Consider the following 11,477-nt stretch of genomic DNA (forward strand, 5'->3'; position numbering starts at 1 on the left):
CACCTTCTCCGGTTTGTGTGTACCTTGGGTCGCGTAAGGGGAGACACCTACTCCACATAGCTTCCTGATCACTCCCAGTGAGGGGACACCCATGTCCGAATCCACTCTCGCCGTCGCGCCGCCGGGGGACGCGCGCGCCGTCGAGAACCCCCACCACAGCCGCCGGTGGCTGATCCTGGTGATGATCGGCATCGCCCAGCTGATGGTCGTGCTGGACGCGACCGTCGTGAACATCGCGCTGCCGTCGGCGCAGGTCGACCTGGGCTTTTCCAACGACGCGCGCCAGTGGGTCGTCACCGCGTACGCGCTCGCGTTCGGCAGCCTGCTGCTGCTCGGCGGCCGCCTGGCCGACCTGTTCGGCCGCAAGAACACGCTGCTCGTCGGCCTGGCCGGCTTCGCCGCGGTGTCCGCCCTCGGCGGCTTCGCGACCAACATCGAGATGCTGCTGATCGCCCGGGCGGCACAGGGCGTGTTCGGCGCGCTGCTCGCTCCCGCGACGCTCTCGCTGCTCACCACGACGTTCACCGACCCGAAGGAGCGCGGCCGCGCGTTCGGCGTCTTCGGCGCCATCGGCGGTGGCGGCGCGGCGGTCGGGCTGCTGCTCGGCGGCGTGCTCACCGAGTACCTCGACTGGCGCTGGTGCATGTTCGTGAACATCATCTTCGCCGTGGTCGCGTTCGTCGGCAGCTCGGTCCTGCTGCGCAACCAGAAGGACGACGGCCCGCGCCCGAAGCTCGACCTGCCGGGCACGATCACCGCGTCGGCCGGCCTGTTCGCGCTGGTCTACGGCTTCGCGAACGCCGAATCCGACTCGTGGTCTTCGGCGTCGGTGTGGGGCTTCCTCGCGGGCGGTGTCGTGCTGCTGGGCGTGTTCGTGTGGCTGCAGCAGCGCGTGTCGCACCCGCTGCTCCCGCTGCGCGTCCTGCTCGACCGCAACCGCGGTGGTTCCTACCTGGCGATGTTCCTGCTGGCCATCGGCATGTTCGCGATCTTCCTGTTCCTGACGTTCTACGTGCAGCAGAACCTGAAGTTCACCCCGATCCAGAGCGGCGTCGGCTTCCTGCCGATGGTCGCGACGCTGATGCTGGCCGCCACGACGGCGACGGCCGTGCTGCTGCCGCGCTTCGGCCCGCGTCCGCTCGTGCCGACCGGCATGGCGATCGCGGCGGTCGGCCTGTTCTGGCTGAGCGGGATCGGCCTGGAGAGCACGTACGTCTCCGGCGTGCTGGGCCCGCTGCTGGTGATGGGCTTCGGCATCGGGCTGGCGATGGCGCCGGCGATGAGCGTCGCGACGTTCGGCGTCGAGGCGCACGACGCCGGGGTCGCGTCGGCCGCGGTCAACACGATGCAGCAGGTCGGCGGCTCGATCGGCACGGCGCTGCTGTCGACGCTGGCCGGCAACGCGGCGACGGCGTACCTCGCGAACAAGGTCCCGACCCCGCAGCTCGCGGCGGAGGCGGCGATCGAGAGCTACACGACGGCGTTCACCTGGGCGGCCGTGATCTTCGCGGCCGGCGCGGTGCTCAGCGGCCTGCTGCTCCAGTCGGGCGTCCCGAAGGGCGAAGCCGCGCCCGGCGCCGTGCACATGTGAGATTCGCTTGAACCTTTCCGGCCCCCTGCGCACTAGTAAGACTGAGAACGTGCGAAGGGGGCCGGAGTGGGGGCGTCGAGAGACCTCGATTTCAGCGAGTACTTCGCCGCGCGGGTACAGCGGTTCCGCCGCGTGGCGTTCGCCTTCAGCGGTGACTGGCACGCGGCGGAGGACCTGGTCCAGGCCATGTTCGTGCAGCTGTACCGGCGCTGGCGGCGCGTCCGGCCGGACACGGTGGACGCCTACGCCCGCCGGATCCTGCTGAACCTGTTCCTCGCCAGGCGGCGTGTCTCGGTCCGCGAGTACGTGACGGCCTCTCCACCCGACCAGGAGTCACCACCCGGCCGCGACACGCCGGCGCGGCTCGACGTCGAACGCGCGTTGGCCGGGCTGACGCCGCGTCAGCGCGCGATGGTGGTGCTGCGGTTCCTCGAAGACCTCCCGGTGGCGGAGGTCGCTTCGCTGCTCGGCGTGGCCGAGGGCACGGTCAAGTCCCAAACGGCCCGCGGGGTCGAAGCCCTGCGCTTTTCGATGAGCGGGGAGCGGTGATGGAGGACGTCCGAGCCGCCTTGACGGCGTACGTGACCGAGGGCGAACCGCCGCTGGGCCTCACGACTTCCGGCGTCCTGGCGTCAGCGCGCCGGTCGCGGCGGCAGCACCTGCTCACCGGCGCGGTGGCGCTGTTCGTGGTGGTGCTGGCGCTGGGCCTGGCGGTGGTGGTCCTGCCGGGCCGCAACCCGGTGGCGGCGCGGCCGTGCCCCACGGCGACGGACACGCGTTCGGCGCTGGTCGACCGGCTGAGCTGCCTGGTGGGCAACGCGGTGCGCGGGCTGTTGCCCGCGGACGCCGCGGTTTCGCGCTTGACGATCCCGGGAGAGACCCCGCCGTCGGACCCGTACCACCTGATCGCGGACGAGGTGGGCGCCGAGCCGCGGGAGGCGATCTTCCACATGGGTGTGCGGGTGACGGACGCGGCGGGTTCGGGGTCGGTGTACGTGCTGATCCTGCCGGTGAACTCGGGTGGCCCGCCGTGCGGTGAAGTGGACCAGATCTCCTGCCGTTCGGAGCAGACGCCGCAGGGCGGGCTGTGGTTGTCGACGCTGCGCGCGGGCGACGCGGTGAAGAACCGCGTGGCGCTGGCGGCGCCGAACTCGCTCGTGCAGTTCTGGTCGACCAGCAGCGGGGTGCTGGAGCAGTCGGGGGTGGTGCTGCCGAAGCAGCGTCCCGAGCCGACGTTGACTTTGGCGCAGGTGCGGGAGCTGGCGTTGACACCGGGGTTGGGGCTCTGACGATGCTGGAAGCGTGGGGGACCGTGCCGGCGGGGGAGGTCGTCGCGTCCACTGTGGACGCTTTCGGCCGGGTCATCGCGCTGTACGCCGACGGCGGCTTGCTGGTGGACGGCACGTCGTGCGGCCGCGTCGCCGAGCCCGGCCGGCACCCGATGATCGACGCGTCCGGCGACGGGTTCGTCCTGGCGAACAGCCGGTGCCGCATCCGGCCGGGGGCCGAAGCACCGCGCAACGGCCGGATCCTCGACGGCGCCGGGCAGGTCGTGACCGCGTTCCACGCCGGCGACGGGATCGAGGAGGTGGTCACCGGGCCCACCGGCGAGATCTGGATCAGCTACTTCGACGAGGCTTCGATCCTCGACGGCGGGCTCCGCAGCCACCCGGGGCTGATCCGCTGGACCGCCGCGGGCGAACCGGCCTGGCGCGTCCGGCACGACCCGGGGCTCTACTGGATGGACTGCTACGCGCTCAACGTCGGCGAGCGCCGGACGTGGGCGGTCCCGTACCCGGAAGTGCCGTTGGTGGAGGTCGGCGCCGACGGCCTTCGGTCGGTCCGGGCGTCGCCGGTGCGTTCGGTGCTCGGGGTGGCCGTCAGCGGCGCGGACGCGCTGTTCCTGCTCCACCACGGCGGCGAGTTCTCGACCCGGACCGCGCGCTTGCGCGACGACGAGGTGGTGGCCGACGACCCGCGTCCCCTGGTGGCCCCCGGCGGCTGGACCGGCCGCCGGGTGAGCCGCGGCGACCGGATGTGGCTCCAGTTCGGCGACACCTGGTACGTACTGGGGCTCTAACGGCCCTTGGCCCGCAGCGCTTCGATGACGTCGTCGTCCCAGCGGTGCGTCCGGATCAGCCGGTACCGCTCCGCCGCCACCCACATGTACGCCTCGGCGTCCGTCCGGTCGCCGACCAGGCCCGCCTGCCGCAGCATGCCCACCACCGGGCCGAACTCCTCGTCGAACCAGCGCTGCGCGATGCTCGCGCGGTCGCAGAACTTGCCTTCGTCCTGCATCAGCCGGAAGCCCCACGCCTCCACGTGCTCGCCCAGCTTCGCGTAGTCCCACGGGTCCGACACGATCACCGACGCGCGCGCGTGGCCGGTCAGCGGCACGCGCTCCAGGAACAACCGCCGGTAGTCCTTGACGATCAGGTCGCCCCGGTGCCGGATGCCGGCCGGGTTCAGCTTGGTCCGGACCTCCGTCACCGCGGCCTCTATTGTGGACAGTCCTTGGGCGATGGCCACCGAAACCCGGTGGTGGCCGTCGATGATGAAGTGCAGCTCCCCGACGCGGTACACCTCGATCGGCGGGATCACCTCGCCGCGGCGGGCCGCCAGTGCCAGGCGCTCCCAGCGTTCGCGGACCCGGCCGGACGTCGGGCGGAAGCGGCGGTCGAAGTCGCGGCTGCGGTCCACGGTGCCGGCGATCGACTCCAGCTTGATCACCCGCAGCCCGATCCGGTGCTCGCCGAGGTAGCCGAGCGCCTCCACCACCTCGTGGAACGGCAGCATGATGTTGACGTCGTCGGGCTCGCGGCGCAGCCACGTCGACAGCCGCGAGAGCACCTGGCCCCGGCGCGCGCGGAGGAAGTCGTTCTCCGCGTCGGCGCGGGGGAACCCCGTCTCTTTCATGAGAACTCCATGATCCGGTGGCCCACCACGTTGCGGATCCGGGTTTCGCCGACGACCCGGTCCGGCACGGGTTCGCCGTGGGGGTGGATGTGCCCGTGCAGCAGCCACTTCGGGCGCAGCACGTCGATCGTCCGGTGCAGGCACGCGAACCCGCGGTGCGGCGGGTCCGCCCGGTCGCCGAGGTCCAGTGGCGGCGAGTGCGTCAGCAGGACGTCGACGTCGTGGCCGTCCCGACGCCGGCGCCACTTCGCGCGCCGCACCAGGCCGCGGGCGCGGCGGGCCTGCTGGCGCTGTGTCCACTGGTTCGGCCCGTCGTTGTAGCGGATCGAGCCGCCGAGCCCGGCGAACCGCAGCCCGGCGACGTCGACGACGCGGCCGTCGGCGTTGACCCCGCCGGCCGGGCCCGGCCAGACCGTCGGGAAACCGTCCTTCATGGACAGCCCGCCGTAACGCGTGTAGCCGCTCAGGTCCGGGTCGTGGTTGCCGGGCACGAACACGCACGGCGCGTCGAGCGCGCTGGCCAGGAACGCGAGGTAGTCGTACGGCAGGTCGCCGGCGCCGATGACGAGGTCGACGGGGACGGCGCGGACCGCGTCGGTCCACAACCGCTCTTCGACCTCGTCGGAGACGACCAGCGCTTTCGGCACGCACCCAGGGTACGACGCCGCGGCACTACTTCATGCCGTGCGCGAACCCGGGGTCGGCGACGATGACGGAAGTGATGATGACGATCCACAGCACGCTGAGCGCGAGCGCCCAGAACTTGAGGTTGGACAGCATCCGGGACATGGCGAACACTCCGATGGGGAAGAGGGGACTTAGAGCCAGCCGTTCTTCCGGAATATTCGGTACAGCAACAGGCAGATGCCGAGGATGACCGTGATCACCAGCGGGTACCCGAACTTCCAGTGCAGCTCGGGCAGGTAGTCGAAGTTCATCCCGTAGATGCCCGCGATCATCGTCGGCACGGTGATGATCGCCGCCCACGACGTGATCTTGCGCATGTCGGTGTTCTGCTGCAGGGAGATCTTCGCGACGGTCGCGTCGACCAGGGTGGACAGCAGCTCGTCGAACGCCGCCACCCGCTCGGACACGGTCGTGAGGTGGTCGGCGACGTCGCGGAAGTACGAGCGGACGTCGTCGGGCACCAGCCGCGTGTAGCCCTCGGCCAGCCGCTGGATCGGCGTGGCCAGCGGCATCACCGCGCGGCGCAGCTCGAGGACCTCCCGCTTCATCAGGTAGATCTGCTCGGCGCTGATCTGCGAGCGAGGCGCGAAGACCTGCGCCTCCATCACGTCGATGTCGCTCTCGATCCGGCCCGTGACGTCGAGGTAGTGGTCGACGACGTGGTCGGCGATGGCGTGCACGACCGCGGACGGGCCGAGCTGCAGCCGCTCCGGGTCGTCGTCGAGCTCGCGGCGCAGCCGCGCCAGGCCGGAGTGGTTCCCGTGGCGGACGGTGATCACGAAGTCCCGGCCGAGGAACACCATCAGTTCACCGGTCTCGACGATCTCGTTCGCCGTTGTGGGTGACTCGTGTTCGACGTACCGGACGGTCTTGACCACCAGGAAGAGCGTGTCGTCGTAGCGCTCCAGCTTCGGCCGCTGGTGCGCCTCCAGCGCGTCCTCGACCGCCAGCTCGTGCAGGCCGAAGGTCTCCGCGATGCCCTGGATCTGCTCGGAGTCGGGCTCGTGCAGCCCGATCCAAACGAACCCCTCGTGGCGCTTGCGGACCTCTTTGATCGCCTCGACGTGGGACCAGCGGCCGGGCAGGCGCTTGCCGCCGACGTACACCGCGCAGTCGACGACGTACGCGGACAGCGGCACCGGAACGCGAACGGGCACGCCCTTGGCCCGGCTGTTGCCGCGGCCGCGAAGGCCGCCGAGCGAGGGAATGGCAGGCATGGGATCTCCTGGGCGTCGTGCGTTGGTCGTGCGAGACGACTGACCAGGGGCGGAGTGTGTCCGCCCGGCGACACCAGCGTTCCCGGGGAGTGAACGGCCTACCTGGAGACGACCCGTGAGGTGGGAACGCTGGGACTACTAGGGAGCGGACTATCGCCACTACTCATCGGGGTTCCTCACCTCCTTCGGGCCGGGTACAGAGTGGTACGGCTCGCGTTGACGCGCGAGAACCAATGGTCGAGGGTACTCCTCACTACGGATGCGTGTCGTACCAGCCTCACGCGTCGTTACGCGGCAAGGAGAGACGAGTGCAGTTCGGCCGGTACTACGAGGAGTTCGAGGTCGGTGCGGTCTACAAGCACTGGCCGGGCAAAACGGTCACCGAATACGACGACCACCTGTTCTGCCTGATCACCATGAACCACCACCCGCTGCACCTGGACGCGCACTACGCCGAGGAGACCACCGACTTCGGCAAGAACGTCGTGGTCGGGAACTACGTCTACTCGCTGCTGCTCGGGATGTCCGTGCCCGACGTCTCCGGCAAGGCCATCGCGAACCTCGAGGTCGAGTCGCTCAAGCACGTGAAGCCGACGTTCCACGGCGACACGATCTACGGCGAGACCGAGGTGCTGGACAAGACGCCGTCGAAGTCCAAGGACGACCGCGGTGTCGTGTACGTCGAGACGCGCGGGTACAAGCAGGACGGCCTGATCGTGTGCACCTTCCGGCGGAAGGTGATGGTGCCCAAGCGCTCCTACGGGGAAACTCGGGGCGGGGAGCAGCCGGGCCGGCCGGTGCCGCACGAGTGAGGCTCTGATGGACCTGGACGCGATCAAGGGCATCCTCCGCAAGTTCGCGGAAGTCGAGGCCCGCGGCGTATCGCCGCTGTACGAGCACCTAGCCCTGCAGGCCGCTTCGGACGACGACGTGGCGGGGCTGCTGTCGGTGGCCCGCGACGGCGAGGTGCGGGCGACGCTGCTGATGGCGACCGCGCACCGGCTCGTGCAGGCGGACCCGATCCACCCGCTCTCGCGGTACTACCCGTCCTTGGGCGGCTTCGACGGCGTCGACTCCGAGACGTGGCCGCTGTTCCGGTCGTTCCTGCTGGAGCGGGCCGAGAAAGCCCGGGCGCTGATTTCGTCGCGCTACACGCAGACGAACGAGGTCCGCCGGGCGGCGCTGCTGTACCCGGGCGTCGCGCGGGCGGCCCGAGAAGCCGGCGGGAAGGTTTCGCTGTTGGAGGTCGGCTGCAGCGCCGGGCTCCTGCTGGGGCTGGACCGCTTCGGCTACCGCTACCAGTGCGACGGCGGCGAGCAGCTGACGGCGGGCCCGGCGAAGACCCCGGTCGGGCTGCACTGCGCGCTGGACCTGGCGCCCGGCGCGGTGGCGCCGAAGCTGCCGAAGAAGCTGGCCGTGCTCGACCGGGCCGGGCTCGACCGGGCGCCGGTGGACCTTTCGGACGAGGACGAGCTGGCCTGGCTGGAGGCGTGCGTCTGGGCCGACCAGCCGGACCGGATCCGGCTGCTCCGGACCGCGGCGGCGGAGCAGGCCAAGCACCGGCCCCGGCTGATCACCGGGGACGGGGTTGCCGACCTCCCCGACGCGGCGGCGTCGTTGGACGGGCCGTTGGTGGTGGTGACCAGCCACGTCCTGGCGTACTTCTCGCCTGATCGGCGTGCTTCGTTCGTTTCGGAGCTGGCCGCGCTGGCGGAGTCCCGGCCGGTGTGGTGGGTTTCCGAGGAGTTCTACGGGGCCGGGCTCGAGACTGTGCTGCCCGGCCGGTCCGATCTGGCCGGGGACGGGCTGGCCACGCTGGGTGTCGTCCGGTGGGAGGACGGGAAGCCGGAGGCCCACGCGCTGGCCCGGACGGCGCCGCACGGGCAGCGGATGACCTGGTTGCCGCTGTAGTCAGGCGGCTTGTTCACAAGCCGGCCTCGGTATGGGCGAGTCCCGTCGGCTCGGCAACCGGCGTGCGCAGGTCGTGAAGGGGCGTTCGTCGCGCCGGGCCGGGCCACCGCGGGCCAGATGTCGCGAACGACCCGTCAGGACGTTGAACGGGCCTTTCGCGGAAGCCTGTGCCATGGCGCGAAGGCCGAAATCGCAGCGGATGACCTGGTTGCCGCTGTAGTCAGGCGCGGGGGAGCGCGTTCCAGTCGCGGAGCGTCACATACAGGAGATCCACCAGCTCCCCCGCCGCCTCGAGGCCGGAAAGGTCTGCCGCATCGGACCAACGCGCGTCCGTCGCGTCGTCACCCGCCGTGAGTACTCCGCCCGTCACCGAGCAGGCGTAGTCGTGGATTTCGTACGGCCCGCGGACCACCGAGCCGACCACTGTGCCCGGAATCACGTGGAGACCCGTTTCCTCCAGCATCTCCCGAATGACGGCCTGTTCGTCCGTTTCACCCGGTTCGACTCGGCCACCTGGCAGGGACCACTGCCCCGAACCGGGGTCGTTCGCCCGCCGGATGAGGAGCAAACGGCCGAGGTCGTCGTACGTGATGCCGCCTACGCAGCGGATCGTGGTGCCGGTCGGGGCGTTCATGTCCCCAACGGTAGACGTCCGGGACTTGAAAACGGATGTCCTGTACACGGAGAGTAGCCGTACGGTACACTTCGGACGTCGTGCTGACCCAAGCGCGGGACTTCCCTCCCGTGCGCCTGTTCAGTGCGGTACAACGTAAAAAGTCAGGATTTGCTCTTGTCCGGTGTCACCGTAAGAGACGGGATTTGATCGCGGTGAACGTGAAGAAGATTGCGGGCCTCGCCGGTATCGCGTTGGTGCTGTTCTTCGTCATTGCGCAGCCGGGGCAGGCCGCGGGCCTCGTCGGCAACATCATCGACTTCCTGCGCAGCTCGGCCGAATCGGTGATCACCTTCGTCAGTAACGTCTTCAGCTGACCGATCGGGGCTAACCTGGACCCATGTTCGCGCCACGCGACCCCGACGAGTACCTCCTCGACACCGAGCGGCGGGTCATCCGGATCCGCCGCCACTGGGCGGTGCTGCTCTGGGACACCTTCGAGGCGGCCGCGCTCCTGGCCATCTGCGTCCTGGTGTCCTACCTGCTGCCGCCGGCGCTGTACATCGGCCAGAACATCCTCTGGTACGTGGCGCTGCTCGTCGTCCTGCGGTTCGCGTACGTGGTCATGGAGTGGTGGGTCGAGCGCCTCGTGGTCACCGACAAGCGCTTCGTGATGACCACCGGCGTGTTCACGACCAAGGTGCTGATGATGCCGATCAGCAAGGTCACCGACCTCAGCTACGTGCGCACCGCCACCGGCCGCATGATGGGCTACGGCACGATGGTCGTGGAGTCCGCCGGTCAGATCCAGGCGCTGAACCGGATCGACTACCTCCCGCGGCCCGAAGAGTTCTACGACACGATCTCGGAGCTGGTCTTCGGTGACAAGCAGAAGCAGGCCGAACGCTTCTCGATGATCAAGGCCCAGCGGGCAGCCCGCGGAAAGAAGCCGGTCGGCTGACGTCCCCGCCGGGCGTGTGACCCAGCGCATCGTCGACAATGGACCCGATGCGCATCGACCTGCACGCCCATTCCACCGCTTCCGACGGCACCGACACGCCGGCCGGGCTCGTCGCCGCGGCCGCGAGAGCCGGGCTCGACGTCGTCGCGATCACCGACCACGACACCACCGCCGGCTGGGGGCCCGCGACCGAGGCCATCCCGCCCGGCCTGACCCTCGTGCCCGGCGCCGAGCTCTCGACGGTGTCGACCGACCCCGAGACCGGCCGCCAGATCAGCGTCCACCTGCTGGCCTACCTCTTCGACCCGACGGCCGAGCCCGTGGTCACCGAGCAGACCCGGCTGCGCGTCGAGCGCCGCACGCGGCTGCGCCGGATGGCCGAGCGGATGGCCGCCGACGGCCTGCCGGTCGACGCCGACGAGATCTTCGGCCTGCTGCCCGAGGACTCCCCGCCCGGCCGCCCGCACCTGGCGCAGGCGCTGGTCCGGGCCGGCCTGGTCAAGTCCGTCGACGAGGCCTTCGCCGACTACCTGAGCCCTCGTCGCGGCTACTACGTCGCCCGCCGCGACACGCCGGTCGAGGAAGCCATCGACATGATCGCCGCGGCCGGCGGCGTCACGGTCATCGCGCACCCCTTCGCGTTCAGCCGCGGCGCCACCATCAGCGAGGACACCCTCGCCGGGCTGGCCGCCCGCGGGCTCACCGGCGTCGAGGCCGACCACCCCAACCACGACGCGCCGACGCGGGCCCGCACCCGTGCGCTGGCCGGCGAGCTCGGCCTGCTCCACACCGGGTCCAGCGACTACCACGGCACGAACAAGACGATCGCGCTCGGCGAGTGCACCACCGATCCCGGGCAGCTCGAGGAGCTCGTTTCGCGGGCGACGGGGTTCCAGGTCGTGAAGGGCTGAGATGGCCATCGCCGACTTCTTCGACGCGAAGCTCTTCATGAGCGCGACGATCACCCTGGTCGTCATCATGGACCCACCCGGCACGGTGCCGGTGTTCCTCAGCCTCGTCGGCCGCAAGCCGGTGGCGACCCGGGCGCGCGCCGCGCGGCAGGCCGTCCTGGTGTCGCTGCTGGTCATCAGCCTGTTCGCGGTCGCGGGCCAGGCGATCCTCGCCTACCTCGGGATCGGCATCCCGGCCCTGCAGGGCGCCGGCGGCCTGCTGCTCCTGCTCATCGCGCTGCAGCTGCTCACCGGCAGCGGCCACGAACCCGAGGCGGCCGCCGAGGACGTCAACGTCGCCCTCGTCCCGCTCGGCACGCCGCTGCTGGCCGGGCCCGGCGCGATCGCCGCGACCATCGTGTTCGTCCGCCAGGCCGACGGGCACATCGGCGCGTACATCGCGCTGGCGCTGGCGATCGTCATGACGCACTTCGTCATCTACATCTGCATGCGCTACTCCGGCGTCGTCATCCGGCTGATCAAGGAAAGCGGCATCACGCTGCTGGCCAAGGTGGCCGGCCTGCTGCTCGCGGCCATCGCCGTGGAGCTGGTCGCGAACTCCGTGCGCGGCTTCATCGCCGGCGGCAGCTGAGGTCCGCCTTTCGGGTTGTCCTGCCGGACAGGAACTCCC

The 11,477-nt window shown here is 70.3% G+C and carries 14 protein-coding genes; 10 read left to right on the plus strand and 4 right to left on the minus strand.

The window, feature by feature from the left end:
- Window positions 1–91 precede the first annotated feature (91 nt).
- From M8542_RS27145 to M8542_RS27160, 4 genes are all read left to right on the plus strand, one after another.
- A complete protein-coding gene (locus tag M8542_RS27145; protein WP_257923078.1) occupies window positions 92–1,591 on the plus strand; it encodes an MFS transporter in 1,500 nt (499 codons plus the stop codon).
- 66 nt (window positions 1,592–1,657) lie between these two features.
- Window positions 1,658–2,140 (plus strand): SigE family RNA polymerase sigma factor, encoded by a 483-nt coding sequence (locus M8542_RS27150; RefSeq protein WP_257923079.1) that lies wholly within the window; start codon window positions 1,658–1,660, stop codon window positions 2,138–2,140.
- Window positions 2,140–2,880 carry a hypothetical protein gene (locus M8542_RS27155; RefSeq protein ID WP_257923080.1) on the plus strand — a complete coding sequence of 247 codons (741 nt, stop codon included), beginning with the start codon at window positions 2,140–2,142 and terminating at the stop codon, window positions 2,878–2,880. The genes M8542_RS27150 and M8542_RS27155 overlap by 1 nt, the downstream gene beginning before the upstream one ends.
- Before the next feature lie 2 nt (window positions 2,881–2,882).
- The gene (locus M8542_RS27160; RefSeq protein WP_257923081.1) at window positions 2,883–3,671 is read left to right on the plus strand and encodes a hypothetical protein; all 789 of its coding nucleotides are present in this window, start codon (window positions 2,883–2,885) and stop codon (window positions 3,669–3,671) included.
- On the opposite strand, the gene M8542_RS27165 is transcribed toward M8542_RS27160, so the two are convergent.
- From M8542_RS27165 to corA, 3 genes are all read right to left on the minus strand, one after another.
- Entirely contained in the window at window positions 3,668–4,507 is an 840-nt protein-coding gene (locus M8542_RS27165; RefSeq protein WP_257923082.1) for a chromosome partitioning protein ParB, read from the minus strand. The two genes, M8542_RS27160 and M8542_RS27165, sit on opposite strands and share 4 nt — an antisense overlap.
- Window positions 4,504–5,154, minus strand: a complete 651-nt coding sequence (locus M8542_RS27170; protein ID WP_257923083.1) for a metallophosphoesterase family protein — start codon at window positions 5,152–5,154, stop codon at window positions 4,504–4,506. The genes M8542_RS27165 and M8542_RS27170 overlap by 4 nt, the downstream gene beginning before the upstream one ends.
- Before the next feature lie 171 nt (window positions 5,155–5,325).
- Complete coding sequence (gene corA / locus M8542_RS27175; RefSeq protein WP_257923084.1) at window positions 5,326–6,411, minus strand: magnesium/cobalt transporter CorA; 1,086 nt, start codon at window positions 6,409–6,411, stop codon at window positions 5,326–5,328.
- 308 nt (window positions 6,412–6,719) lie between these two features.
- Between corA and M8542_RS27180 the strand changes: the two genes are divergently transcribed.
- Together M8542_RS27180 and M8542_RS27185 are read left to right on the plus strand one after the other, a co-directional pair.
- Window positions 6,720–7,223, plus strand: a complete 504-nt coding sequence (locus tag M8542_RS27180; RefSeq protein WP_013223004.1) for a MaoC family dehydratase — start codon at window positions 6,720–6,722, stop codon at window positions 7,221–7,223.
- Window positions 7,224–7,230: 7 nt separating this feature from the next.
- Window positions 7,231–8,322, plus strand: coding sequence for a DUF2332 domain-containing protein (locus tag M8542_RS27185; protein ID WP_257923085.1), 1,092 nt, complete (start codon window positions 7,231–7,233; stop codon window positions 8,320–8,322).
- Window positions 8,323–8,542: 220 nt separating this feature from the next.
- On the opposite strand, the gene M8542_RS27190 is transcribed toward M8542_RS27185, so the two are convergent.
- Window positions 8,543–8,956 carry an NUDIX hydrolase gene (locus M8542_RS27190; RefSeq protein WP_257923086.1) on the minus strand — a complete coding sequence of 138 codons (414 nt, stop codon included), beginning with the start codon at window positions 8,954–8,956 and terminating at the stop codon, window positions 8,543–8,545.
- Window positions 8,957–9,036: 80 nt separating this feature from the next.
- On the opposite strand from M8542_RS27190, the gene M8542_RS27195 reads away from it, so the two are divergent.
- The 4 genes from M8542_RS27195 to M8542_RS27210 are packed head-to-tail and all read left to right on the plus strand — an operon-like array spanning window position 9,037 to window position 11,438.
- Window positions 9,037–9,312 carry a hypothetical protein gene (locus tag M8542_RS27195; protein ID WP_257923223.1) on the plus strand — a complete coding sequence of 92 codons (276 nt, stop codon included), beginning with the start codon at window positions 9,037–9,039 and terminating at the stop codon, window positions 9,310–9,312.
- Between the two features lie 23 nt (window positions 9,313–9,335).
- Window positions 9,336–9,896, plus strand: coding sequence for a PH domain-containing protein (locus M8542_RS27200; protein ID WP_257923087.1), 561 nt, complete (start codon window positions 9,336–9,338; stop codon window positions 9,894–9,896).
- Window positions 9,897–9,943: 47 nt separating this feature from the next.
- Entirely contained in the window at window positions 9,944–10,807 is an 864-nt protein-coding gene (locus tag M8542_RS27205; RefSeq protein WP_372508609.1) for a PHP domain-containing protein, read from the plus strand.
- Between the two features lies 1 nt (window position 10,808).
- Complete coding sequence (locus M8542_RS27210) at window positions 10,809–11,438, plus strand: MarC family protein (RefSeq protein ID WP_257923089.1); 630 nt, start codon at window positions 10,809–10,811, stop codon at window positions 11,436–11,438.
- Window positions 11,439–11,477 lie beyond the last annotated feature (39 nt).

This window comes from Amycolatopsis iheyensis, assembly GCF_024703995.1.
GTDB lineage: Bacteria > Actinomycetota > Actinomycetes > Mycobacteriales > Pseudonocardiaceae > Amycolatopsis > Amycolatopsis iheyensis.